The following is a 25,544-nucleotide window of genomic DNA, read 5'->3' as shown; positions in this document are numbered from 1 at the left end:
CATGAATTTCCACACCCTTGTCAGTAAATTTAACATTCTGAATAACGGCTTTCGGCGTCTGCTTATGGGGCTTCTGTGTCTGGGCCTTATCGGCTGCAGCCAGAACGGCGCCCAGTCCCGCGCCGTGTTTGTGCTGGTGGATATCTCCAGTGACTACGCCAGTGAGCTGCATCAAGCCCAGACATTGACGCGTTACCTGCTGGGGGAACTCAATAGCGGCGACTCCCTGGCGATCGCCTTTATCGATAACAGCAGTTTTACCGAGCGCAATATCATCGCCCGGGCAACCTTCGACCATCGCCCCAGTGTCACCACCCACCAAAAGCGCTTGATCCGGCAACAGCTTGACGCCTTTGTCACGCGCTTTCGGGTGCCCAGCCACCACAGTGACATCACCGGTGGTCTGTTACTGGGGGCGGACTACCTCCACGAGACCGGTGCCGGGCAGCGTCAATTGTTCATTCTTTCCGATCTGCACGAGGACCTGCCCCCCTGGCTCAATCGGGATGTCGCGGTGAATTTGCAGGGGGTTCAGGTGGTCGCCATCAATGCCAAACGCCAGCAACAGGACAACCACAACCCAGCGCACTACCGCGAACGGCTATCACGCTGGCAAGAGCGGGTGGAAGCCAGCGGTGGTCACTGGCACCTGGTCAGTGAACTGGGACGCCTGGAACAGCTGGCGTTACACTGACGATCGCTCGGCCTACCGCATTTGGGGGCGTCGGCAGGATTGACAATCCTGGCGCCCCCATCCTCTTGCATGTCACCTAAGTCCGCAAAAATATTGAAGTTCTTGCCGCTGGCGCGCCTTTTGCTCTCTATCCCGCAAGGGTTCCACTGCTGTGCAGAACCCCAAAACCAAGAACAATCTTTTGCAACCATTGCGCGATGCAAGGAGCAACATATGAGCAGGCTACTTCTTCTGAAACATACCAGTTGGCTGGCCGCCGCAACCCTGCTGGCTTTTAGCCAGTTGAGTTCGGCTTCACCGATATCCTGTGGGCCGCTTCACACCACAGAAAGTGCAACAGCCAACGGCGCCTATGCCGATGACTGCCATTTTGAAACGGGACTTTCTGACAATGGGGACGACACCGTACTGGCCCACCTGAACGCCTTGAGCTGGGCCGACGATGGAATGTTCTCGTATATTGGTCGCTACGAAAAGGATCCCGAGAGCTTCAAGTCCCCGGAGCCCCCAAACTATGATCCCGGCTTTACCTTGACCGTAGCGCCCAGCAGCGATGGCTTTGCATACAGCTATCAGCTTGTCGTTCCCGAAGCTTGGATCGGCACCAAAGTCGACTGGGTCTTGGGCGTAAAGCAAGCCAGCGACAGCTATATGTCTTACCTGTTCAAAGACGTCACGCTCGGTATTGAGGGTGGCTTTAACAACTTCTGGGTCAACTCTAAAGGCAATAACCCTAACCCGACGCAGGAGAACAAATACTCCTACGCTGCAGGCTTTATTCGCGAAGTGGCTACCGTTCCCGAGACCAGCACCTTCCTGCTGATGCTCACCGGCCTGTTGGGACTGGCCGCCACCCGTCGGCGGATCCGCAAATCCGCCTAAGTACCGCTCAGCTCACTTGATGATACCGGGGCAGCGATGCCCCGGCTTTTTTTTGCCTTTCGCCCCCAGCGCCAATCTGTGCCAGAATAGCCCGCTCTCTCAGCGTCGCTTTTCAGGTACCCATGACCGCCACACCGATCCTGACACCCAGCGTTAAACTCACCCTGCTGTTCGCCGCCGTAGCGCTGCTGCTGGCCGCCCTACCCGGTTGGAGCGAACCCGCACTGGAGTACAACCGCGAAGCCATCGCAAGTGGCCAGTGGTGGCGCCTGCTGACCGGACATTTTGTGCACTACGGACTCTACCACCTGGGCATGAATGTGCTCGCCCTGATTGCCATCGGCTGGGTGCTGCTCAAGGAATTGCCCGTGAAAGGCTTTGTGATTTTATGGCTGGCGTGCAGCGTCGCCGTCAGCACAGGGCTGCTCTGGCGCAATCCGGAAATGCTCTACTACGCGGGGTTGTCGGGGGTACTGCACGGCCTGCTGGTAGCCGGACTGGTCTTCAGCCTGCCGCAAACCCCGCTCTTCAACGCCGCCGCCCTGGGCATCGCCGCCGTCAAGATCGGGCGCGAACAACTGCCCGGCTTCGATGCCAGCCATGAGTTGCTGCCGGTACCGGTGGCGGTAGACGCACATTTGTTTGGGGCTCTGGCGGGGCTGGCGTGGGGATTAGCGTGGTTAATCAATAAGGCCCGCAAACGCGGGCCTTATGCAGAGCGGTGAGACGGGCCGGTTAACGGCGTCCGCCGGGGCGGCCACCACCACCTCGGCGGTTGTTGCCATCGTTTCTGCCACCACCGCTGCTGCGGCGCGGGCCGCTGCTTGAGCGGGGTTTGGGGGGCAGCGCCGGGGTTTCGGCCAGTAAATGCTCAGGCGGCTGCTCGCAGGCCAGTTTGTTACCCAGCAGCTGGCCGATGGGTTCCAATTGGAAAGCGTCGTCCTCGCAGGCAAAGCTCACCGAGGTACCGGTCTTGCCCGCCCGGCCGGTACGGCCGATGCGATGAACATAATCCTCGGCCTCTTCGGGCAAGGTAAAATTCACCACGTGGCTGATGCCGCTGATGTGAATCCCGCGTCCGGCCACATCGGTGGCCACCAACACTTTCAGCTCGCCCGATTTAAACGCTTCGAGGGTGGAGACCCGCTTGTTCTGGGCCACTTCACCCGACAACAGCCCGGCTTTTATCCCGTGGCGTTGCAGCTTCTCATGCAGGTCACGGCACTGATCCCGGCGATTGGCAAACACGATCAGGCTGTCGACATCTTCGTGTTGAATCAGGTTGTAGAGCAGCGTGTACTTCTCTTCCGTGGACACCAGATACACCCGTTGGTCGACGGTATCGGTCGCCACGCTCTCGGGCTCGATTTCCACCTGTACCGGCTTGTAGGTCCACTGCTCGACCAGCCGGTGAACGTCATCGGTGAAGGTGGCGGAGAAAAACAGGGTCTGGCGATCTTCGCGCCGCGGTGTCTGGCGCACGATCCGGCGGACTTGCGGAATAAAGCCCATATCCAGCATCCGATCGGCTTCGTCCAGCACCAGCACTTCGATCTGATCCAGAAACACGTCCCGGCGCTCGCAAAAATCCAGCAGACGCCCGGGGGTAGCCACCACAATATCGGCCTGGTCATTGTGCAAACGGCGTTGCTGCTTCTGGTAGTCCATGCCGCCCACCAGGGTGTGGATCTGCAAATCCGTGTATTTACACAGACCCTTGGCATCGTCGGCAATCTGCATCACCAGCTCCCGTGTGGGCGCCACGATCAGGGCCCGCGCCTCACCGGCATAGCGGGTTTCTTCAATCGGGTGTTTGAGCAGGTCGTCGATGATGGCCACCAGGAAAGCAGCCGTCTTGCCCGTGCCGGTCTGAGCCTTGCCCACCACATCTTTGCCCTGCAGGGCGTGGGGAAGCGACTGAGCCTGAATGGGTGAGCAGTATTCAAAGCCGAGGTCAGCAATGGCGTGCATCAGGGTGTCAGGCAGGCCCAGATCGTGGAAGCGGGTTTTGCCCTCGACTTCCGGCACCGGAAACTGGGAGATATCCCAGGGCGCGCTGGCGGGCTTCTGAGCCCCTTTGCGCCCGCCTCGGGAGCGACGCTTGCGATTCCCCGTTGGCGCCTTGTCATCCTTGGACGTGGCATCCGGGCGCGAGCGCCCCGGGTTCGGGTTTTTAGCGGGCCGCGCGGTATTACCGTTGCGGCTCTTGGTGTCGGCTTTTGCGGACTGCTCAGCGCGCGCTTTGGGGGCGGGCTCCGAAGCCTTCTCCGGGGTGCTTCCCGACAGTTTTTTGAATAGTTTCCCGATCAAAACACTTACCTTACTGTACAAAATGTGGCCGAAGTATACACGATTCCCTCGGTAATCGTCTTCCGGGGTCTCTCCCGGTGATCCGGCGGCTTGCTTTTTCGCTATACCCAGCCATTCTATTATAGAAAGAGATTAACGATTCATCCGTCACAGGGGGACCAATGAGCGCGTGGCAAGCCATGCTCGACAATCCGGATAACGTGATTCTGATCGGCTCAGTCGCGAGTCTGCTGGCAAGTTTTGGCACCACCCTGGGCGCTGCGGGCATTTTCTTTGTACGCGCCCTTACGGTACGCGCCCAGGACATACTGCTCGCCTCGGCGGCCGGGGTGATGCTGGCGGCTTCGATTTTTTCACTGCTGATTCCCGGGTTTGAAATTGCCGAGAATCAGGGAAGAACGCTTCTGGTTGCCGTTATCGTGGTCACCCTGGGCATGCTGATCGGTGCCGTGATTCTCGCACTGATACACCACTACTCACCCCACCAGCACTTTCTCAAAGGTCGCGAAGGCATCGACATCAAGCGTATGAATGGCATCTGGCTATTCGTGATTGCCATCACCCTGCACAACTTTCCCGAGGGTATGGCCGTGGGAGTGGGCTTTGCCGACGGGAATGTTACCAACGGTATTCCTCTCGCCATTGGTATCTTTATCCAGAATATTCCCGAGGGGCTCGCGATCGCCGTGGCGCTTTACACCATCGGCTATTCACGAACGTTTGCGTTCTGGGTCGCGGTACTCACAGGAATGATAGAGCCCATCGGCGGGCTGTTTGGGGCAACCCTGGTCACCATCGCCGTGCCCTTACTGCCCTGGATTCTGGGCGGTGCCGCTGGCGCGATGCTGTTTATCATCAGTAACGAAATCATCCCCGAGACCCACAAGGACGGCCACGAAAATGCCGCCACCTTTGCCCTACTCGGGGGCTTCGCCCTGATGACGATTCTCGACAGTACCTTGTAGGCGCGTTAGAAACTCGCGGACACTCGCCAATGGGTGCGCGCCTGATCGCTGATATCGTCATAGCGACCGGCCACCTGCCAGCCGAAATCGCCCTCGACTTGCAGGTGTTCACGCCACTGATAACGTACACCAAAGCCCACCGACGCCAATGCTCTGTGGCTGAACTCGTCCTCTTCCGGCTGCACGGTACTCGCCCGTCCCCAGTCGGCAAACATCAACAATTGGGCATCCCCCAAGGATGGCCCCTGTATACCGGGCAGCTCGAAGTGCGGCGAGCGCAGCTCGTTGGACAACCAGTAACCGTTATCGCCGCCGGTATCCCGCTCATTGAAGCCGCGAATGCTGGTGCGTCCGCCCAGCGCCATCTGCTCGCTGGGCAACAACCGGCTGTCGGTCTGCTGAATCCGGCTGCGCACCACCCAGGCATAACCGTGGCGCAGGCGCTGGTGGCGCTCAAAGCCCAGCTGAATCCGGTGGTAGTTGGCCTCCGCATTGGTGCGAGCCGCTTCGAAGCGGCTGGTCTGGTTGTTGCGCCCAAGCCCGCCGGGGCTGGCCACAAAGTGCAGAAACCATTGGTTGATGCCCGACTCGTCCGGGCGGACCGCCGAGTAACTGGCGACCAGTTGAATGATCTTGACGAAGTTGTCGTAGACCGCATCGCCAAAATAGATCAAATCGTTGTTGTAGTTCTTGTAATCCATCCCCACCCGCAGGCGCTGGGTCACAGGGCTGTCGTCTTCTCCCAGAGGTAATTCGAGACGCAACCAGTAGGCGTCGCTGCGGGCCCGGGGGTCGACGTCGACCACCTTGTCGCTGACCTCGGCGTAGCGGGCCCCAAGCAGAAGACCGCGCCCCTCCTCCAGAGGCACACGGTAGTTCACACCGTGGGCTTCCAAGCCGCCTTTCTTGCCGGTCCGGTTAAAGCGGTAACCCATAGCGTGACCACTGCCGGCGATGTCGTTCCAGCGCAGTCCCAGGCCCCAGATATCGTGCCCCAGGGCCGAGGTACCGCTGTCTTCAAAACTCACTTCAATCTGCGGCAGTCCACCGGAGCGCTCACTCCCGGCATCGACCGGTAACGCGACCACCACGCCCAGCACCAGGAGCCACAGGCTCCGGGCCGGGTGATCCCCAAAAGGGTTTTTCATAACGTCTCACTTATCGGCAATCAGTGCCCGGCGCAGTCTTCCGACAACCACTCCCCGGTCTGCTCCATCACCAGCGTCTGCTCGCTACCCGAGGCGGGCGAGGTCATGGTCGCTGTGCTGGTGTAGTGGGTGGGGCTGTGAAATACCACCTCCCCCTCGCCGCGGGCGGGTGGGTCCTGACACTCGAATCTGACCCGCAGGCGCTCGGCACTGCGCTCCAGAATTTCCTGCTCACACTCATCTTGCTGCGGCAGCTCTCCCTGAGCAATATCGTCCTCTGTGAGACAAACTTTAATGGAACTCATGGTTGCCCCTGAATCATCAAAGCTGATGCCCTGATCGGCCATCATCCGCTCCATCATGGCGCGCTGCTCCGGCGGCATACTTTCTAACTGCGCCTTCATTTCGCGCATGGCGGCATCCATCTCCGCCGACTGCCCGGTAATGGTAATGCTGTGCTCCCACAAGCCAGGGCGCAAATCCAGGGTCTGAGCCTGAACCCAGGGCGCGGCGGCGAGGCAGACTGCCCCGAGTAAAATCCGAATCAATTGTTGACGCTTAACCATGCGAGAACCTCCGTGATTGTTGTTAGGCTGCCCGGCAAGTGTGGCCCAGGGCCAAGAGGTTGGCAACCTCTTGGCCCTGGTACAGTTGTTGCTCATACAGAAAGCTAAGGCCTGAAGAGTGCGATATTGCACCAGATTAGCCCTGTTGGGGCGCCCATTCTGGTGCATGCACGCAAAGATCACGCAAAGAGTGCACCACCATGGAACAATCACTGATACCCGAGACCGTCCCGGCGAACACCGACGCCGACCGCTATGACCGGCTGTATCAACGTTACCGGCGACAACATGACGCCCTGATTCTGGCCCACCAGTTGACCCAGATTATTCGCGGAGTACAGCGCCATCGGGGGATGAGTATGGCCCTGCTGGGCGGCAATGCCGAGTTTCGGCAAGCATTCGTCGCTCTTGGGCGGGAGCTGGAGCGACGCTTGAAGCTGGTGCAGGTGGTGGCGGGCAACGCCGAGCTGTTGAGTACCAAGGACCGCACTAATCTGGAAACCGCCTGGAGCACCATCCGCCACGATTGGCAGCAAGACACCGTCATCGACAACTACGAGCTTCACTCCCACCTGATCGAGCAACTGCTGGCCATCCTCGGTGGGCTCTCCCGGACCCTGGAGTCTCCCCTGGAGACGACCGAGACCTCTGCCCCGGGCCATACCCCCTTTCAGCACCTGGAGCTACTGCATTTCACCTTACGCCAGATGCCCGCCATCGCTGAACAGCTCGGGCGGGTCCGTGCGCTGTCAAGTTACGCTGCAGCGCGCGGGCAGTGCGACAGTCATCACGACGGGAAATTGCGCTTTGCCATTCAGAACACCCGGGTCAATAACGAAAAATTACGCCATCAAAGCAAGCGCCTGGAAGCCATCGTCGAGGACGACTTCAGTCAGCTGTCGCAGCTCAAAGCCTATGAGTTGAAACTGGTCTACCTGCTGACTATGGTCGAACAGGACGTACTCAGTGGCCAGGTCCGGGCCGATTCCAGCCGGCTGTTCAGCCTGACATCCGATATTATCGATTTCTATTTTTCCGTGATTGAGCGCGGCATTGATCTGCTTTCGCTCGGTACCGAGCGTGCGATGGAACATTGGTTGAGGGGATCTGACGCATCCTGACGTCGCCCCTCCACGGCCCCCCTGCCCCGCAAACCTCATTTACCCACAAATAATCATTCTCTTCTGAACCAACCACCCTGCCAGTGCGTACACAGGTCATAGCCTAGCGCTCGGCCACTGAACAACCATGAGACCCCAAATGACCTTTATAACCATGATTAAGCGAGCATTTATTGTGAGTATTGTCGCCAGTTTAAGTGCCTGCTCGTCCACAGATGTAGGCCAATACCGGGACAATGCCCCGGTATTCACGCTCGAAGAGTTCTTTGACGGTCACCTGACCGCGCACGGCGTGCTCAAAAACCGCGGCGGCGAAGTAACCCGTCACTTCAACGCCAGCATTGATGCCAGTTGGGATGACGAGGGCGTCGGGCGTCTGGTGGAACGCTTTGAGTTTGATGACGGCGAAATCCAGCACCGCACCTGGACGCTAACGCCTGAGGGCGACGGCCGCTACAGTGGCACAGCCGAGGATGTCATTGGCACGGGGACGCTACAGGTGGCGGGGAATGCGCTGCGCCTGGATTACGTTCTGGAAATTGATTACCGGGGCCGAAAACTGAGCCTGAATGTCGAAGATTGGATGTGGCGCATTGACGAGAATACCGTGCTCAATGAGTCGACCCTGCGCAAATGGGGCTTCAGGGTCGGCAGCATTCAATTGGCTATTGTTCGTCAGGGTCAGCCTTAGTTTTATCTGTGTTTTTATCAGCGTAATCTGAAAGACTGCAGCTGAGTGTGTGAGTTTCAGGATCGTAGTGATCCTTCAGATCATCCTTGACCGAGCCCTCCCACAGAGGTACCCCCACAAAATAGCCGGCGCGGCCAATGACATGTGCCGCCACGGGCGCGGTCACGATAATGAATGCGATGACCGCGGCCACCCGCGCCCAGACCACCGGCTCCATAAACGTAAAACCGACACCCAGCATAATTACACTGGTGCCCAAGGCCCCGGACTTGGTGGTTGCGTGCATACGTGTGGGCAAATCCGGTAGACGCACCAAACCGATGGATGCCAGTAGCATCAAAAACGCGCCAAGCAGCAACAGGGCTGAAACCAGAATCTCAATCATCACGGGGACCTCCTCGTTCCAGGAAGCGGGCAAACCCGATCGCCGCCAGGAATGCCGTCAAAGCCAGTACAATGGCGATATCCAGAAAGCTGGATACACCGGTATCAATCGCATGGACACCCACAATGGAGGCGACGAGCGTGGCGATCAACTCCAGCGCCACCACCCTGTCGGGCAGCGAAGGCCCCTTGCTCAGACGCCAGAATGCCAACAACAGGGCAATCGTCAGCATCAGGTAAACCAGGTTTATAATAAACGGGTGAATCACGTTGGGCTCCTCAGCGCATGATTTCCAGGATCCGCCGCTCAATCTCCTTGAGTTCGCGGATCAGGGCCTGTTCATCCTGCAAAAACATGGCGTGGATAAACAGCACCCGGCGATCGTCTGAAATATCCAGACTCAGGGTGCCGGGTGTCAGGGAGATGAAATTGGCTACCATGGTGACTTCCAGATCTGTGGTTGCCTCCAACGGTAGACCAATCACGCCTGGCTTCATATGCCAGGGGGGCGTGAGCACGTCAAAAGCCACCTTGTAGTTGGCCTTCACCAGCTCTTTGACGAAAAACAGCAGGAACAACACAAACAGCGGTACCCGCTGGGCATAGCCCCGTAGCACCGGTACCTGGGATTGAATCACCGCCAGAAACAGATAGCTGATCGCAAAGCCGAGCACAAAGTTGAGGCCGCTAAAGCTGCCGGTCAACGCGATCCAGGCCAGAGCCAGGGTCAGGTTCCAGAAAAAGCCGATCATTGCTCGCCTCCCAAAACCGCCTCAATATAGCCTTCCGGGTTCATCAACTGCTCAGCCATGACTTCGAACAGTTCGATCACCGGCTGACCCCAGAAGCCCAGTAACAGAATACCCGCGATCAGAATACCGATGCCGGTCAGCATAAACCTTCCGTGGCTGTCGTTGACCGGCGCCTTGAGCCTTTCCATATCCATGCCCTCCGGCGCCGCCTTCCAGAACACTTCGGCCCAGATTTTGATCATCGAGAAGAGCGTCAGCAAACCCACCGCCAGGGCGATACCGGTGAGCGTGTAGGCGCCAATTTCGAGACCGGCGCGAACGATGATGAACTTGGCAAAAAAGCCCGACAGCGGCGGAATACCCGCCAGCGACAGGGCCGCAATCAGAAACAGGATGGCGATCCCCGGACGATGACGGTAGACCTCACCCAGCTCCTTCAATTCGTAAGTGCCCGTAAGCCGGTACACCAGACCACTGATCAGGAACAGGCAGGTTTTCACCAGACTGTGGTGAATCACATAGAACAGACCACCAATCAGCGCCAGGGGTGTGTACAGCGCCAAACCGAGAATCATATAGCCGATCTGACTGACACTGTGAAACGCCAGAATCCGGCGGAACTCAAACTGCGCTGCCGCGCCGAGCACCCCGGTGACCATGGTAAAGCCCGCACTCCACAACAGAATGGTGTGGGTGTAGGCGACATCGCCGTTGAAAATCAGGGTGAACATGCGGTAAAGAGCGTAAATGCCCACTTTGGTGAGCAAGCCGGCAAAAAGCGCTGACACCGCCACCCGCGGAGTGTGGTAGGACGCCGGCAGCCAGAAGAACAGCGGGAAAGCGGCGGCTTTAATCCCGAAGGCCACCATAAACATGACCGCCAGCACATTGACCATGCCGGTGTGCTCAACCTCACTCAACTTGTCGGCAATATCCGCCATATTGAGTGTGCCCACCATACCGTACATCAAACCGATGGAGGACAGGAAAATCGCCGAGGAAAACAGGTTAAGGGTGACGTATTTGATCGCCCCTTCCATCTGCGCGCGCTCACCCCCCAGAGTCAGCAGGGCAAAAGACGCGAGCAACATCACCTCAAACCAGACATAGAGGTTAAACAGGTCGCCGGTCAGAAATGAGCCCGCGACCCCGGCGAGCAACAAATGCATCAACGGGTAGTAACCAAAGCGTTCGTGACTGGCGGGAATCGAGCCGAGCGAATAAATCGCTACCACCAGTCCCATCAGGCCGGTCAACACGGCCATGACCGCACTCAGGGTATCGGCGACGATGGTGATGCCGAAGGGCGCCTGCCAATTGCCCATCTGCATGACCACGTGCCCTTCGGCGCGTACCGCACTCAGCAGCCACAACCCGGACGCCAGCAGAGCAGCCGTGCCGAGCACGGCAATCCAGCGTTGATAGAAAGTCGAGCGCCAGACAACAACCGAGAGCGTACCGGCAATCAGCGGGATAAAAATCGGGAGTATGACTTCCAGTCTCACGTATCGGTATCCTTCATCTGATCCAGGTCGTCATTGCCTACCACTTCGTATGCGCGGTGAATCAAAACCACCGCAAACGCCAGCACCCCGAACGCAATCACGATTGCGGTCAGCACCAGCGCCTGGGGCAGCGGATCCGCCACAGCCCCCTCGGGCATCAGCGCGCCTTCGGCGATCAGCGGCGGCGCGCCGCGAGTCATGCCCGCGACCGTAAAAATCAGCAGGTTGGCGGCGTTGCTCAAAATCATCAACCCGATGACCAGCTTGACGATTGAGCGACGCAGCATCATGTACACGGCAGAGCCGAACAGGATGCCAATAATGTAAGCCATTAAGTGTTCCATAACGCGTCTCGGGCGAACCCTACTCCTCTGCCTCGTTAAGGGACATGACGATGGTGAGAATACTGCCCATCACCACCAGATAAACGCCCAGGTCGAACAACAACACTGTCGACAACTTGACCTCAGTGCCCACCAGGTAAAAGCTCCACCACTGAGCGGTCAAAAGTGCCTGGCCAAAGAAAATGGCTGGCAGTGCTGAGATCACCCCGAACAATAAGCCGGCCCCGATAAGATCGTGGGGTTCAACCCGCAGAATTTTGCGTGTTGAGTCCACCCCGTGGGCAAACAGGTACAACACAAACGCCCCTGCAGCCACCAGCCCGGCAATAAAGCCACCGCCCGGCTCATCGTGTCCACGCAGCAGCAGGAACATCGAAAACAACAACTGCAGTGGCAGCAAAAACAGGCTGGCGGTATGCAGAATAACCGTATTGGACTTGATGACTTTCGCCTTAACCTCGGTCATCTTTCACCTCCGCACGCAGGCGCAGCATGGAGTAAACACCCATGGCTGCAATCGCCAGAACAAATATCTCACCCAGGGTATCCAGGGCCCGGAAGTCCACCAGAATCACATTGACAATGTTACGTCCCTGCGCCTCTGGGTAACTGGCCTCCACAAAGAAGCCCGAGATGGTTTCAAAGTAGCGGGTATCCAGAGCACCGAGCATCAACAGGGTCATCAAACCGCCGAAAAGCACGGCCACGGTACCATCGCGCCAGATTTCAAAACGGCTGGAATAATGGGAGAAGCCGGGCAACCGGAACAGCACCAGTACCAGCAGAATCACCGTCAGGGTTTCGATCAAAACCTGGGTAATCCCCAGATCCGGCGCGCTGAACAGAATGAAAATCAATGCCACGGAGAAACCGAGGGCACCGATAGTGGCCACCGCCCCCAAGCGCGAGCGGGTAAAGATCACGTACACCGCCGCCATCACCATCAACAGTGCAATTGCCCATTCGTAGAAGTGCACCTCGCCTATGCCGGTCAGCGTCAGGTGCAAACCGTACTGACTGAGCAGGGTATACCCGGCAAGCACGACGGTAGTCATGATCAGAACGATCATATAGATGCCCATCACCCCGTTTTGCAGTACCCGGGTCTGCCAGGCGGCAAAACCGGTCATAGCACTCATAAAGCGGAAGTACCCCACCTCCGGGCCAACGCGACTGAACACGTCATTGACCATTGTCAGGGGCGCTCGGGTGCGACCCCAGAGCGCGTAAAGTACCGCGCCCGCGACCAGGCTCGCACCGGAGAGGATGAGTGGCAGGTTAATGCCGTGCCAAAGGGAGAGATAAAAGTCCACCGACTGGCCCTTGACCGACGTCACGGCTGCGGCGACCACCCAGCCTTCCGGCAAGAAGGGCAGAATACCAAACAGCAGCGATGTCGCCGCCAGCACCACCGGGCCCAGCCACATGCCCACCGGCGCTTCGTGGGGCTTTTTCGGGGTGTCGCCCACCTTGCCCCAGAAAGGCTTGATCGCCACAGCTGCCGCTACCGCGATGCCCAGGCTCGCGGTCAGCACGGCGGCCACCAGCAACAGGCTGCTCTGCCATTCTGCCGAAAGCACCGCTTCAAGCATCAGTTCCTTGCCGATAAAACCGAACAACGGCGGCAACCCCGCCAGCGACAAGCCTGCTATCAATGCCGCCGTGGCCGTGATCGGCATGGCCTTGCGCAACCCGCCCATGCGGGTCAGATCCTTGGTGCCGGTTTCGTGATCGAGCGCGCCGGCAATCATAAAGAGCGCACCCTTGTAGAGAGAGTGACCGAGCAGGAAACTGGCGAAGGCGATCATGGCGTAATCGGTACCGATGCCGATGAGCATGGTGAGCGTGCCCAGCGCCATGACCGTGGAGTAGGCGAGCACTTTTTTCACGCCAGTGGCACTGTAGGCCAGGTACACCCCCAGAAGCATGGTGATGCCCCCGGCACTGCACAGCAGCACCGTCCAGAGCATATGTTCACCCAGCGCCGGGTTCAGGCGCGCCATCAGGTAGATACCCGCTTTGACCATGGTGGCCGAGTGCAAATAGGCCGACACCGGCGTCGGTGCCGCCATGGCGTTGGGCAACCAGAAGTGGAAGGGGAACTGCGCCGATTTGGTGAAAGTGCCCAGAAGCACGCAGATAATGATGCCGGTGATCAACGGGCTCTCAAGCAGGCCGTCGGCGACCAGCACTTCAGATATCTGGAAACTGCCACTCACCAGGCCGAGCATCACCAGACCGGCCATCAACGCCAGACCGCCCGCTACCGTAACAAACAACCCCTGCAGGGCACACTTGCGCGCGTCCAGATCCCGGTGATTGAACCCGATCAGCAGATAGGAGGTGACACTGGTCAGCTCCCAGAACACAAACAGGCTGATCAGATTATTGGACAGCACCAGCCCCAGCATCGAGGCCATAAAGCTGAGCATGATGACGTAAAAGCGCCCCAGATACTCATGGCCTTTAAGGTAGGCGCCGGCGTAGATCAGAATAAAGGTGCCGATAAAACTGATCAGGAGCGCAAACATCAGGGACAGGCCGTCGAGCATAAAGCTCAAATGCACATCCAGGATCGGCATCCAGGCCCAGTGTTGCAGCACCACCTCGCCCCCACTCACCGCGGGAATGAAGCTGGCAAAGTACAGTGTCAGCCCCGCCGGCAAGAGGGCCAGGCCCCAGCCGATACGGTCTTTGAGAAAGCCCATCAGCCAGGGGGCCAATGCGGCGACAATAAAACCCGATAGAACGGCAAATAGCATTGTGTCAGGCAGCTCCTTATGGCCAGTGAGCCTGGTGGTGCACCGAATCTGTGCGTTTCTTGTGGCGGACAGGCTTCACTCGATACGCCGGTGTGCGCCGGCAAAAAGGGAGTACAGCATAACCAAGGGGGGATAGCCGCGCAAGAAAATCCGCCACCCTAAACCCTTGTTTAAAAAGGGATTGCCCTGCCATTTACACTCTTTTACCCGAGCCCCAGGGCAACAAACACCGAGACAGACTGGATTTCGGGGTTTATTATGGAGACATGACCATGGCCGCCCTGCGTTCACAACACCGTTACTGGGCCCTGCCGCTGGCGCTCGCGCTGGCGGTTTCCTGGTGCTTGGTCTATTGCCTTGCACCGGTGCAGGCGGCACCCGCTACCACCGAGGTCGTCATCGACTGTCACGGCACGCCGGTAACCCTTCAGGTCGAGGCGGACACCCAGCAGCATCACGCCCCCAGCGATTGCCCGGAGTGCGACCAGCCGGCCCTGGAAGTCACCTCACAATTCCAAAATCTGTCCGCAGCCACCCTGTCGAGCTGGCACGGCGACTTTCCGCTGGCCGCCACCAGTGCACTCGAAACCGGGCTTATTCCACCACCAATACCCCCTCCGAAGCACCGACTACACCTTCTGAATCAACGCTTCCTGATTTGATCCTCGCGGCGCTTGTGCACTTGCCGCTGGGGTTTTGTTCGTCTATCAATCAGGAATACCGTTATGAAATCGTCCATCAAAGTTTTCTCCGTCATCGCGCTGGGCAGCCTGTCACTGGTGGCCCACAGTCACAGTGACCACTCACATACCGGGCTGGCACCGGCATCGTCGCCGAACCCACAGGTGGCCATGACTCAGGAGCAGATGTACACCTGCTCCATGCACCCGCAAGTGCGCTCCAACGACCCCAATGACCGCTGTCCCATCTGCGGCATGGCCCTGATACCCGTGGAGAGCAACGGTCATGATCACGAAGCGGCCGATGCCCCCAGCCTGACCCTGAGCGAGCGCGCCCTGTCCCTGCTGGCCGTGAGTGTTACTCCTGCCCGCTATGACACCCTGGCCCGTGAACTGCCCGTGGCGGGACGTGTGGACTACGATGAAACCCGCTTGCGCACCTTGAGCGCCTGGAGCGCCGGACGCCTGGAGCGACTTCATATCGACAGCACCGGTGCCCATATCGAGCGTGGCCAACCGGTGGCCGACATCTACAGCCCCGAGCTGCTCACCGCGCAAACCGAGCTTCTGCGAGCCCTGCGTATTACCGAAGGAACCCAGGCACGCGGCAGCCAGGCCGAGCAGACCGCCCGCGCGGCGCGCAACCGCCTGCGCCTGCTGGGGCTGGACAGCCAACAAATCGACACCATTATTGAAGACGGCCACGACGGCGAAGTGAGCGATTACCTCACCATTCGGGCACCCCAGTCCGGCACCGTGATTGAGCGTTTGGCTACCGAAGGCGCCTATGTCCAGACCGGCGACGCCCTCTATCAGGTGGCGGATCTCACCCGCTTATGGGCCATTGTCGAGGTCTACGAACAGGATCTGGCGGGCATCCAGACAGGCCAAACCGTTAGCTTGCGCAGCCGCGCCCTACCCGGAGAAACCCTCGAGGGGGAGGTTCTGTTTATTGAACCCAGTGTCCAGCGGGACAAGCGCACCACCGCCGTGCGCATCGCCCTGGACAATACCGACGGCCGGCTCAAGCCGGGCATGCTGATTAACGGCCGTCTCCATATTCCGACCCCCGAAGCGCTGATGATTCCCGCCTCGGCCCCTCTGCTCACCGGCGAAAGAGCGCTGGTATACCTGCGAGACCCGGACGAGCCCGGGCGCTTCACCCCACGCCAGGTCACGCTCGGCCCGCGTGTGGGCGATCACTACGCCGTGGTCGACGGTCTCGCCGAAGGCGAGCTGGTGGTCAGTCAGGGCGCCTTCCGGCTCGACAGCGAACTGCAGATTCGCGGTCTGCCCAGCATGATGGCCCCCGATGGCGGAGGCGCACCCGGGCACGACCATGGCGACCAGCCTGCCCCGGATGCCAATGGCGACGAGCCGCATGAGGGGCACGACCACGGTGGCCATAGCCGCGCGCACGATCACAGCGACCCTGCTCACGCCACCGGCGGTCATGAAGACCACGACGTTGACTGGGCCAGCCTCTTCCCCCACTACCTGGCGGCCCAGGACGCTCTGGCCCACGACGATCTGGGGGCCTGGCAGGCCGCCACCGGCGCCCTGCATCAGGCCGCGCAGGCGCTGGACTGGCCCGAGGCGCTGAGCGAAGCCCGGGAGCAACTGCTCACCGGCGCGGGCCACAGCCACCATGTGAACGACCTCGATCAGGCCGTGGACCAGTTCTACGACCACTCCCAGGCCATGATTACCCTGGCCCGTCGCGGGCTGGCGCCGGAAGCTCACTACCTGTTCTATTGCCCTATGGCCCGGGACGATGAAGGTGCCCACTGGCTACAGGCCGACGACGAGCTGCGCAACCCCTATTTCGGCTCCATGATGTACCGCTGCGGCGAACGCCAGGAACGCCTGACCCCGGGAGGCGACCATGACTGAGCAGGCCACCCTGTTCGACCGCTTTATTCACCTGTGCCTGCGGGAAAAACTGATTCCGGCGCTGCTTCTGGCACTCACCCTGGGCCTGGGTCTGGCGGTCAGCCCTTTTGACTGGCACACGCCGCTGCCGCGTTCACCGGTGCCGGTGGACGCCATCCCCAACCTGGGGGAGAACCAGCAGATCGTCTACAGCGACTGGCCCGGCCACTCCCCCCGGGATGTGGAGGATCAACTCACCTACCCCCTGACCACCGCCCTGATGGGCGTACCCGGGGTGGTGGATGTGCGCAGCCTGTCCATGTTCGGCAGTTCCTTTATCACCGTGATTTTTGAGGAGGATGCCGAGTTTTACTGGGCGCGGGCCCGGCTCCTGGAAAAACTCAGCAGCCTTTCCGCCGGCACGCTGCCCGAGGGCGTGCAGCCGGCCCTGGGGCCCGACGCCACTGGCCTGGGCCAGGTGTTCTGGTACACCCTGGAAGGCCGCGACCCGGACGGCAACCCCGCCGGCGGTTGGGAGCTGCACGAGCTGCGCAGCCTGCAGGACTGGCATGTGCGCTACGGTCTGATGACCGCCGAAGGCATCAGCGAAGTGGCCTCGGTGGGCGGCTATGTGCGCGAGTACCAGATCGACCTGGACCCGGACGCCCTGCGGATCCACGAAGTCACCCTCGAACAGGTGCTGGCCGCCGTGCGCGACGCCAACCTGGACGTCAGTGCCGGCCCCACGGAAATCAATCAGGTGGAATACCTGGTGCGCGGCGTGGGCTTTATCCGCTCCTTGTCCGACATTGAACAAGCCGTGGTGCGCCCGGGCCCGGACCAGACCCCCATCCGGGTCAAGGATGTGGCCCATGTCACCCTGGGCCCGGCTGAGCGCCGGGGCGTACTGGATGTGGACGGCGCCGAGGCCGTGGGCGGCGTGGTCACGGTGCGCGAAGGCTTCAACCCGCGCGCCGCCATCACCAACACCCGCGCCAAAATCGACGAGATCGCCCCCGGCCTGCCGGCCCGGGCCTGGATCGACTGGTCACAGACCCATACCGACAGCGTCGACACCTTTACCCATGAACAACAGTTGCCCGCCAAAGGTCCGGAGACAGTCACTCAATGGACCCAGTGGCTGGAACAGCACCCACGCGAGCAGTGGCCCGACTGGCTGACCCTGAGCCAGGTCACCATCGAGCCCTTTTACGACCGCAGCGAACTGATTCAGCAAACCCTGGGCACCCTCAACGATGCCCTGCTGCAACAGATGCTGGTCACCGCCATTGTCATTCTGCTGCTGCTCGGGCACCTGCGTGCGGCCCTCGGGGTCAGCCTGATGCTGCCCCTGGCGGTCCTTATGGCCTTTATCGCCATGCGCTACGCCGGGGTGGATGCCAATATCGTCTCCCTCGCCGGTATCGCCATCGCCATCGGCACCATTGTCGATATGGGCATCATCATCAGCGAAAGCGTCCTGCACCGAACCCGCAAGTACCCGGACGAGCCCCTGAGCGAGCAGGTCTACGAGGGCACCCGCGAAGTGGGCTCGGCAGTGCTGACCGCCGTGGCCACCACCGTGATCAGCTTTTTGCCGGTATTCACCATGACCGGCGCCGAGGGCAAGCTGTTCGCGCCCCTCGCCTACACCAAAACCTTTATCCTGATCGCGGCCATCATCCTGGCTCTGGTGCTGATTCCGGCCCTGCTGCGCGCCCTGCTGGCACTGGATGTTCGCCGGGGCCTGGCGCGTGTGCAACTGGCGCTGGCGGCGCTGCTGGTGCCGATCGCACTGGTTCAGGGTTGGGGCTGGGTGCTGTTGGGCGCGGCCCTGCTTGCGCTGACCGGCGCCTGGGTGCTCTGGCACCGGCGCCTGCCGCCGCGCTGGCAAGCGTGGGGGCCGCGGGTGCTGACCGGCGCCTTGGCACTCACCCTATTGATCAGTCTGGCGGGCTTCTGGGAGCCGCTGGGGCCGGGCTACGGCCGCGTGGGTAACAGCGTGTTTTTGCTGGTGCTCTTTGGTGTTGTGGTGGGCGCCAGCGTAGGGTTTTTGCGGCTCTATCCTTGCCTGTTGCGCGCCTGCCTGAACTACAAGCCGGTGTTTCTGGTGTTACCGGTGGCGGTCGTCGTTTTGGGCCTCTGGTCCTGGTCCCAGATGGGCCGGGAGTTTATGCCACCTTTGGATGAAGGCAGCTTCCTGTGGATGCCCACCACCATGCCCCACGCCTCCCTGGGCGCAGCCAAGGAGATCATGCAGCAACAGGACAAGGCCATCGCCGCCATTCCCGAAGTGGATACCGTGGTGGGCAAACTGGGGCGGGCCGAGACCGCCCTGGACCCGGCGCCTCTGTCCATGATCGAAACCGTGATCACCTACAAAAATGAGTACAAAACCGATGCCGACGGGCGGCGCCTGAACTTCCGCTACGACCGCTCGGCGGGCGAATTTGTGCGCGATGACGACGGCGATCTGATCCCCGACCGGCGCGGGCGCCCCTACCGTCAGTGGCGCGAGCACATCCAGTCCCCGAGTGATATCTGGGACGAGATCAGCCGCGCCGCCACTGTGCCCGGCGCCACCTCCGCACCCCGGCTGCAACCCATCGAGACCCGCCAGCTGATGCTACAAACCGGCATGCGCGCGAGCATGGGCATCAAGGTGGCCGCACCCGACCTGGCCACGTTGGACGAACTGGCCGTGCGCCTCGAAGCGTTGATGCGCGAGGCCCCCGGAGTCAATAGCGCGAGCGTCAATGCCGACCGGGTGGTGGGCAAGCCCTACCTGGAGATCCACCCGGACCGGGCCCAGATCGCCCGCTACGGACTGAGCATGGCGCAAGTGCAGAACACTCTGGCAGCGGCCATTGGCGGTGCCACCGCCACCCGCACGGTGGAGGGGCGCGAGCGCTACCCGGTGCGGGTGCGCTACCCCCGTGAGCTACGCCAGACGCCGGAGCAGATGGCACGCATCCTGGTGGCCACGCCGGACGGCACGCATATTCCTTTGGGCGAGCTGGCAGAAATTCGCTACGAACGCGGCCCGCAGATGATCCGCACCGAGAACACCTTTCTCACCGGCTATGTCACCTTCGCCGCCGCCAGTGGCTGGGCCGAGGTGGACGTGGTGGAAGCGGTGCGCGACTACCTTGAAAACGCCCGGGCCGAGGGCGAGTGGCGCCTGCCCGCCGGCAGCCACTACCAGTTTGCCGGCAGCTACGAACACCAACAGCGGGCCATGCAGACCCTACAGGTGGTCATCCCGGTAGCCCTGGCACTGATTCTGATCATTCTGTATTTACAGTTCCGCACCCTGAGCACCTCGCTGATGGTGTTCAGCAGCATCGCGGTGGCCTGGGGCGGGGGCTTTATCATGCTCTGGCTGTACGGGCAGGACTGGTTTGCCAACGTCTCGGTGTTCGGTATCAACCTGCGCGAGCTGTTTCAGTTGCACACCGTCAACCTGAGTGTGGCGGTCTGGGTGGGCTTTTTGGCGCTCTTTGGCATCGCCGTCGACGACGCGGTGATGATGGCCACTCACTTGCGCCAGCGCTTCGACGCCGAGCGCCCGGCAACCGTCGACGCCATCCGCGCCTGTGCCCTGTCAGCGGGCCAGCGTCGGGCCCGCCCGGCGCTGCTGACCACCACCACGACCGTATTGGCCTTGCTGCCGGTGCTCACCGCCACCGGCCGCGGCGCGGATCTGATGATCCCCATGGCCATCCCCACCCTGGGCGGACTGGTGTTTGTGCTGCTAAGTCTGTTTTCCGTGCCGGTGCTCTACGCCTGGCGGGAGGAGTGGCGCTTGCGCTAAATGCCCGCGCTGTCGGGTTGGGTGCCTCATTGTCGGATTACGCCCTTGCGGGCTAATCCGACCTACGCAAAACAAGGTGCCATTGCTACTGGGTGGGTTGCGGGCGTTTTGTCGGATTAGGCGCAGCCGTAATCCGACACTGAGGCACCCATCCCAATAAAAAACCACCACTGTTCAAGTAGGTCGGATTAGCGCAGCATAATCCGACACTGAGGCACCAAAACCCCAAACAAAAACCCCAAAATCGGTGATAAACTCGCCAAACCACTAACTCAAAACGCCAGACTCCAAACTGCGATGATCAACTACATCAGGAATTACCGCCTGGGGCGCAGCGTCCGGCGTTACATCTACCAACTGGGACCTGCACTGGCGAACCGCTACGGCGCTTCCGACCAATACACGGTGCTCCAGATCATCAAAACGGCGAAGACCCTGAAACTGAAAATGGATCATGCCGCCTACGCTGTGGCCCTCTACCGCCACGAGCAATCCGAAAACTCCCTGGCGTTTTTCAAGCTGGATCAGACCGCACTGGATGAGTTGAGAGCGATCATTGCCGAGAGCCTGTTCAACGGCTGGCGACACTACACCGCGCGGGATGTCCTGAATCTGTCACGCTCACGCGGCTGGCGCGGCGGCGCGGCACCGAATTGGCGAGCCAACAGGCTCGGCATGACCAGTCTGTAATTTGATATGTTGAATATTGTGGCATACGTCAGAGTGCTGAAAAGCGGGTGCCGCTGTTCAAGTAGGTCGGATTAGCCGAAGGCGTAATCCGACACCTGAGGCACAGAAGCCAAACCGACAGAGAAATTCAAAAATATAATGCAAGCACCACCAACAGAAACCACACAACAGCCAATAGAACGGTAAGCGACATCACGCATAGCTGAGCAATGCAAAGTAGCCGAATAGCAGACTCCATCGGTGGCGCTCAACATGTGGGAAGCCTTTGCCAATACTGTTGACAGATACCGTTGGTTCCACATAAGTCAGCACTTCAATCAGGTTGTTGATCACTACAACAGTACGACAAATGCCGCATACCCCATGAGTAGGAACCATAAAATGCCTACCAAAGAACCCAGACACATCAAAGAGAGTTGAACGACACACACAATGCGCATCACTCTCCCAACAGGCACCGGCTCCGACAACCCCTTAAATCGACGTTTCTTGGCGAGTGACGGCGCCACCAAAAGATAGACATAGTTACCAGATTTTAGAAAGGATAGCGGAAAGCACTGATAGCTAACCTGCTCCGAGCGCGTAAAATAAGGATCCTTAAAAAGCAAAGGATCGAGTCTCGGCGACAGCACAAGATGTAGCGCATACCACAATATAAAAGCAAAAGGCACAACAGAAAAAATCATCGCCGACAAGGTCAGCATCACAACAAAAAGAGAATCTGCCACTTCCATTTCCACAACCTACTAAAATCAATTATCGCATAAACGTTGCACGGCCACTGATGATACTTTCTGTCGCAGAGTAACTTTCATTCCTTGAAGCTGAACTGCACACGTGGTCTACACCTAACTTTTCAACAAAATCAATCTGCGATCCATTCCTGTCGTAAATTTTGCGTGCAACCGCCCCACCACCATAGCTCACTATAGCCCCTCCTAAACCAATTGTGAGAGCGCCAACCCAACCAACCGGGGTCGCAATCAGGAGGAGAGCAACGCCAGAAACTACCGCATATGCAAGCCCTGAAGTAATGCTTCCCCCGCTTTGCACCAGAATTTCATTCTTCTCCTGCCTCGTTGCCGCACTAGCAATATCGTGGCAAGCAACACCCAAGCCCACTACGGACAATGCAATGCCACCTCGGCTCGCAGTTTTCGCTAAACCGGTCATACGCCGCATCTCCCGGTCAATAGTCGCCGTCGACGACACGCCACTCTGGCGATTGATACGAATCACCTCTCCCGGGGGCCTCCCCCCATATAGCAGCGACTGCGTCGGGCCCAGCTTTTCTGAAAGCGTTCGGAGGGCGACCCGACGGCGATAGTCATACTGACCCTTGGAAAGATCGCCCGAGCGGTACGATTCATACAGGCTAGCAATTTCGCCTACCAATGGTGCATTTGTACGAAACGTTGTATTCATCATGGCCAAGGATGCCGCGCCCGCTCCCGCCATGTAAGGCGACACATGGTAGGCCAGATCCCGTTCCGCACGATCCATCGAGCGCCATTCATCATTTAACTGATGAAACCATGGGTGCTTACCCGGCGCCGCCTCCGCTTCGATAATACGCTCGAAATTCGCTGGCACCGCACAGTATTGCTTGGGGGTGGCCAACATAATCAGTTGACCTGGCGGGAGGGCCGTGACAGACGATAAATGAGGGTTTAGGCTCGCAATTTTATCCTTGATTTCAGCTTTCCGGAGCTGGCTTACCGGCCCATAGTACCGGTTAATAATCTGGTCAGCACTGTCGCCGGGCTGGACTTCGTACGCGAGAAGTTGATATGGCATGCAGAACATCCTTTTCTGAGTGAGGTAAGAAGCGGGTCAAAAATTACCATAAAACTGCCCCCCGACCGTGTGATAGGGTTCACATACCTGTCCACCTATTAACGTACTGTTTCAGGCTACTTCAGCAAGGAGGCACCCACACCGAACAACGTGCCATACTCCGATATGGGGACAGCCGTCCCCACCACCAACGCACCTAAGGGCCCCATCAATGCTACGCCACCTGATCACCACCTTCGCCCTGTTCCTCGCCCTGGCCATACCCGCTGCGGCCGAGGACAACACACCGGCCACGGCAACCGACATTGCTCTCGCCCTGGGCTCCGGCGGCGCCGGCGGTTTGTCCCACATCGCTATGCTCGGCGTCTTTGACGAACTGAAACAAAAGCCCGCGCATATCAGCGGCACCAGTGTCGGCGCAGTCATTGGTGCCCTTTACGCCGCCGGACTGAGCGCCAAGGAGATTGAGGCCGTGTTCAAAGAGTTCAACGGCGACGGCTTTGACGTTCTGCAGGGCATCTGGGACTCCGGCCTCAGTATCGGTAATCTGCTGAAAACCAGTATCAACGAAGGCGGTCTGCTCGACGCCAGCAACTTTCTGGATTATCTGGCCGAGCAAGTTGAGGCCGAGCGCTTTGAAGACCTGCAGATCCCGCTCTCCATCGTTGCGACCGACTACTGGACCGGCGAGGCGGTAGTGATTGAGGAAGGCGACCTCTTTGAGGCCATTGCCGCCAGCATGGCAGTGCCCGGGCTGTTCAAACCTGTGACCCGGGGCGACCAGGTATTACTCGACGGCGGGCTCGCCAACCCCCTGCCCTATCAGTTGTTAATGGGCCGCTACGATCACGTCATTGCCATCGACGTCTCCGGTGTCCGCGAAAGAAGCGAGGAAGCCGCCGGCCTGACCCAATACCTGTTTAAAACCTTTGAAATTATGCAGCAGTCCATCATCCGTCAAATGCGCCAGCAGGACGAGCCGGACCTCTACCTCAAGCCCGACACCGGTGACATTCAGCTACTGCACTTCAACCGTTTGAACGACATTCTTGAAAAAGCCCAGCCAGAAGCGGAAAAGCTGCGCGAGTTTCTGCGTTCCCACTGACAGCAACCACTGCCAGTGAGATTCCCAAGAGTCGCTTGTGGCGGTTGGGGGCATGTTGTCGGATTACGCCCTTGCGGGCTAATCCGACCTACACAAAACAAGGTGCCGTTGCTACTGGGTGGGTTGGGGGCGTTTTTGTCGGATTACGCCCTACGGGCTAATCCGACCTACTGGGGGCAAGGTGCCGTTGTTCGAGTAGGTCGGATTAGGCGCAGCCGTAATCCGACACCTGAGGCACCCATCCCAATACAAAACCACCACTCACAACACCCGATCCCCCTCAACCACCTCGGGCACCCGGTTCGCATACCACAACATCCCTATCGCAATGGCGATGGGCGGCAGCATCCACAGGTTGAGCAACTCCCAGCCCAGCCAGGACTGCAAATGCCCGGCCATCAGACTACCAAAGGCCGCACACCCAAACACCAGAAAATCATTCAGCCCCTGCACTTTGGCTTTCTCCGCCGGCTGATAAGTCTGCGCCAACAATGACGTCGCACCGATAAAAGTAAAATTCCAACCTACGCCCAAGGTCACCAGCGCAAACCAGTAATACCAAAAACCGCTGTCCCATTGAGCCACCAGCGCGCACAACGCCAACAACACACAGCCGCTGTAAATAATCCGGGTTTCACCAAAACGGGCAATCAAACGCCCGGTAAAAAACGACGGCAAAAACATCCCCAATACATGCCACTGAATCACACTGGCGGTATCGCTGAAGCCATGATGATGACCGTGCATGGCCACCGGCGTGGCGGTCATCACCAACACCATCACTCCGTAGCCAATCGCCCCGGCAATGATCGCGGTGACCAACATCGGTTGGCGCAGCAGCTCCCGGTAGCTTCGGCTCGGGCCCTGCTGCTCCTCAAGGGTCGGCTTGGGCAAAGGCAAACTGGCGATCAAGAACAGCGCCAGCACATACAACCCCACCAAAGCCCCAAAAGCGCCCAGAAATTCCCGCCCGGGCCACCAATGACCGGACCAGACCGCCAGATTGGGGCCGAGAATCGCCGCTAACACACCGCCCGCCATCACCAGGCTGATGGCCTTGGGGCGCGCCTCCGGTACACACGCCTCAATGGCGGCAAACCGGTACTGCTGGCTCGCCCCAATCGCCGCCCCCACCAAAAAAGTGCCCACACAGAAAAACCCAAAATGCTCAGCAGCTAACGCGAAATACGCCACCAAGGCACCGGTGACGCCCACCAGATTGCCGAGCAGGAAGCCCACCTTGCGTCCCAGCCAGCGCATCAAATGGGCAGCGGGCAAGGTCGCGGCCATAAGGCCGATAAATTGAAGGGCGACCGGCAGAGTGATCAGCGCAGGCCTTGGCGCCAGTTGGACGCCCACCAGTGCGGTGACCGAGACCAGCAGGATATTGCCGGTGACCAGTAGCGCCATCCCCAGCGCCAGGCCCCAAACAGTGACAGGCAGTTTCATCATCAGCAGCAC

General features: G+C 59.5%; 24 protein-coding genes. 11 read left to right on the top strand and 13 right to left on the bottom strand.

All coding sequences use genetic code 11. From position 1 onward, the window contains the following. The first annotated feature begins 1 nt into the window (after nt 1). From DKW72_RS04580 to rrtA, 3 genes are all read left to right on the top strand, one after another. A complete protein-coding gene (locus tag DKW72_RS04580; RefSeq protein WP_111641143.1) occupies nt 2–694 on the top strand; it encodes a VWA domain-containing protein in 693 nt (230 codons plus the stop codon). A 213-nt stretch (nt 695–907) separates the two neighbouring features. Next, nucleotides 908–1,576 carry a PEP-CTERM sorting domain-containing protein gene (locus DKW72_RS04575; protein ID WP_157960391.1) on the top strand — a complete coding sequence of 223 codons (669 nt, stop codon included), beginning with the start codon at nt 908–910 and terminating at the stop codon, nt 1,574–1,576. Nucleotides 1,577–1,698: 122 nt separating this feature from the next. After that, nucleotides 1,699–2,301 carry a rhombosortase gene (rrtA, locus tag DKW72_RS04570; RefSeq protein WP_111641141.1) on the top strand — a complete coding sequence of 201 codons (603 nt, stop codon included), beginning with the start codon at nt 1,699–1,701 and terminating at the stop codon, nt 2,299–2,301. 10 nt (nt 2,302–2,311) lie between these two features. On the opposite strand, the gene rhlB is transcribed toward rrtA, so the two are convergent. Beyond that, complete coding sequence (rhlB, locus tag DKW72_RS04565) at nt 2,312–3,886, bottom strand: ATP-dependent RNA helicase RhlB (protein WP_232522314.1); 1,575 nt, start codon at nt 3,884–3,886, stop codon at nt 2,312–2,314. Nucleotides 3,887–4,047: 161 nt separating this feature from the next. On the opposite strand from rhlB, the gene DKW72_RS04560 reads away from it, so the two are divergent. Next, on the top strand, nt 4,048–4,851 hold the full coding sequence (locus tag DKW72_RS04560; protein ID WP_232522313.1) for a ZIP family metal transporter: 804 nt from the start codon (nt 4,048–4,050) through the stop codon (nt 4,849–4,851). A 5-nt stretch (nt 4,852–4,856) separates the two neighbouring features. Here the strand turns inward: DKW72_RS04560 and DKW72_RS04555 are convergent, their stop codons facing one another. Then, the gene (locus DKW72_RS04555; RefSeq protein ID WP_111641140.1) at nt 4,857–5,999 is read right to left on the bottom strand and encodes a ShlB/FhaC/HecB family hemolysin secretion/activation protein; all 1,143 of its coding nucleotides are present in this window, start codon (nt 5,997–5,999) and stop codon (nt 4,857–4,859) included. A gap of 20 nt (nt 6,000–6,019) precedes the next feature. Next, nucleotides 6,020–6,565, bottom strand: a complete 546-nt coding sequence (locus DKW72_RS04550; protein ID WP_157960390.1) for a DUF3617 domain-containing protein — start codon at nt 6,563–6,565, stop codon at nt 6,020–6,022. A gap of 200 nt (nt 6,566–6,765) precedes the next feature. Here DKW72_RS04550 and DKW72_RS04545 point away from each other — a divergent pair, with 200 nt between their 5' ends. Further along, nucleotides 6,766–7,686, top strand: coding sequence for a hypothetical protein (locus tag DKW72_RS04545; protein ID WP_111641138.1), 921 nt, complete (start codon nt 6,766–6,768; stop codon nt 7,684–7,686). 154 nt (nt 7,687–7,840) lie between these two features. After that, nucleotides 7,841–8,377 carry a DUF3833 domain-containing protein gene (locus DKW72_RS04540; protein ID WP_111641342.1) on the top strand — a complete coding sequence of 179 codons (537 nt, stop codon included), beginning with the start codon at nt 7,841–7,843 and terminating at the stop codon, nt 8,375–8,377. On the opposite strand, the gene mnhG is transcribed toward DKW72_RS04540, so the two are convergent. The 7 genes from mnhG to DKW72_RS04505 are packed head-to-tail and all read right to left on the bottom strand — an operon-like array spanning nt 8,352 to nt 14,125. Beyond that, a complete protein-coding gene (mnhG, locus tag DKW72_RS04535) occupies nt 8,352–8,762 on the bottom strand; it encodes a monovalent cation/H(+) antiporter subunit G (protein WP_111641137.1) in 411 nt (136 codons plus the stop codon). The genes DKW72_RS04540 and mnhG overlap by 26 nt on opposite strands. Then, nucleotides 8,755–9,030, bottom strand: a complete 276-nt coding sequence (locus DKW72_RS04530) for a monovalent cation/H+ antiporter complex subunit F (protein ID WP_232522312.1) — start codon at nt 9,028–9,030, stop codon at nt 8,755–8,757. Before DKW72_RS04530 ends, mnhG begins: the two co-directional genes overlap by 8 nt. A 10-nt stretch (nt 9,031–9,040) precedes the next feature. Beyond that, on the bottom strand, nt 9,041–9,514 hold the full coding sequence (locus tag DKW72_RS04525; RefSeq protein ID WP_111641136.1) for a Na+/H+ antiporter subunit E: 474 nt from the start codon (nt 9,512–9,514) through the stop codon (nt 9,041–9,043). After that, nucleotides 9,511–11,019, bottom strand: a complete 1,509-nt coding sequence (locus DKW72_RS04520; RefSeq protein ID WP_111641135.1) for a Na+/H+ antiporter subunit D — start codon at nt 11,017–11,019, stop codon at nt 9,511–9,513. Before DKW72_RS04520 ends, DKW72_RS04525 begins: the two co-directional genes overlap by 4 nt. Continuing rightward, nucleotides 11,016–11,351, bottom strand: coding sequence for a Na+/H+ antiporter subunit C (locus tag DKW72_RS04515; RefSeq protein ID WP_232522311.1), 336 nt, complete (start codon nt 11,349–11,351; stop codon nt 11,016–11,018). The genes DKW72_RS04520 and DKW72_RS04515 overlap by 4 nt, the downstream gene beginning before the upstream one ends. 31 nt (nt 11,352–11,382) lie before the next feature. Further along, nucleotides 11,383–11,829: a Na+/H+ antiporter subunit B gene (locus tag DKW72_RS04510; RefSeq protein ID WP_232522310.1), complete on the bottom strand. Its 447-nt coding sequence runs from the start codon at nt 11,827–11,829 to the stop codon at nt 11,383–11,385. Continuing rightward, on the bottom strand, nt 11,816–14,125 hold the full coding sequence (locus DKW72_RS04505; protein ID WP_111641133.1) for a putative monovalent cation/H+ antiporter subunit A: 2,310 nt from the start codon (nt 14,123–14,125) through the stop codon (nt 11,816–11,818). Before DKW72_RS04505 ends, DKW72_RS04510 begins: the two co-directional genes overlap by 14 nt. 272 nt (nt 14,126–14,397) lie before the next feature. On the opposite strand from DKW72_RS04505, the gene DKW72_RS04500 reads away from it, so the two are divergent. The 4 genes from DKW72_RS04500 (at nt 14,398) to DKW72_RS04485 (ending at nt 21,181) form a co-directional block, all read left to right on the top strand. Then, nucleotides 14,398–14,787 carry a hypothetical protein gene (locus DKW72_RS04500; protein WP_111641132.1) on the top strand — a complete coding sequence of 130 codons (390 nt, stop codon included), beginning with the start codon at nt 14,398–14,400 and terminating at the stop codon, nt 14,785–14,787. Between the two features lie 63 nt (nt 14,788–14,850). Beyond that, nucleotides 14,851–16,698 carry an efflux RND transporter periplasmic adaptor subunit gene (locus DKW72_RS04495; protein WP_111641131.1) on the top strand — a complete coding sequence of 616 codons (1,848 nt, stop codon included), beginning with the start codon at nt 14,851–14,853 and terminating at the stop codon, nt 16,696–16,698. Continuing rightward, nucleotides 16,691–20,491: an efflux RND transporter permease subunit gene (locus DKW72_RS04490; RefSeq protein ID WP_111641130.1), complete on the top strand. Its 3,801-nt coding sequence runs from the start codon at nt 16,691–16,693 to the stop codon at nt 20,489–20,491. The genes DKW72_RS04495 and DKW72_RS04490 overlap by 8 nt, the downstream gene beginning before the upstream one ends. Nucleotides 20,492–20,788: 297 nt before the next feature. After that, entirely contained in the window at nt 20,789–21,181 is a 393-nt protein-coding gene (locus tag DKW72_RS04485) for a DUF6559 family protein (RefSeq protein ID WP_111641129.1), read from the top strand. A gap of 332 nt (nt 21,182–21,513) precedes the next feature. Here DKW72_RS04485 and DKW72_RS04480 read toward each other — a convergent pair whose 3' ends face one another. Together DKW72_RS04480 and DKW72_RS04475 are read right to left on the bottom strand one after the other, a co-directional pair. Continuing rightward, nucleotides 21,514–21,915: a hypothetical protein gene (locus DKW72_RS04480; protein WP_111641128.1), complete on the bottom strand. Its 402-nt coding sequence runs from the start codon at nt 21,913–21,915 to the stop codon at nt 21,514–21,516. Between the two features lie 22 nt (nt 21,916–21,937). Beyond that, nucleotides 21,938–22,978: a LysM peptidoglycan-binding domain-containing protein gene (locus tag DKW72_RS04475; RefSeq protein ID WP_111641127.1), complete on the bottom strand. Its 1,041-nt coding sequence runs from the start codon at nt 22,976–22,978 to the stop codon at nt 21,938–21,940. Between the two features lie 211 nt (nt 22,979–23,189). Here DKW72_RS04475 and DKW72_RS04470 point away from each other — a divergent pair, with 211 nt between their 5' ends. Continuing rightward, on the top strand, nt 23,190–24,083 hold the full coding sequence (locus tag DKW72_RS04470; RefSeq protein WP_111641126.1) for a patatin-like phospholipase family protein: 894 nt from the start codon (nt 23,190–23,192) through the stop codon (nt 24,081–24,083). Between the two features lie 261 nt (nt 24,084–24,344). On the opposite strand, the gene DKW72_RS04465 is transcribed toward DKW72_RS04470, so the two are convergent. Next, on the bottom strand, nt 24,345–25,535 hold the full coding sequence (locus tag DKW72_RS04465) for an MFS transporter (protein WP_198411218.1): 1,191 nt from the start codon (nt 25,533–25,535) through the stop codon (nt 24,345–24,347). Nucleotides 25,536–25,544: the final 9 nt, after the last annotated feature.

This window comes from Marinimicrobium alkaliphilum (assembly GCF_003259155.1).
GTDB classification, from domain to species: domain Bacteria; phylum Pseudomonadota; class Gammaproteobacteria; order Pseudomonadales; family Cellvibrionaceae; genus Marinimicrobium_A; species Marinimicrobium_A alkaliphilum.
Note: the sequence above shows the minus strand (reverse complement) of the source record. Positions and strands in the feature narration are given on the sequence as shown.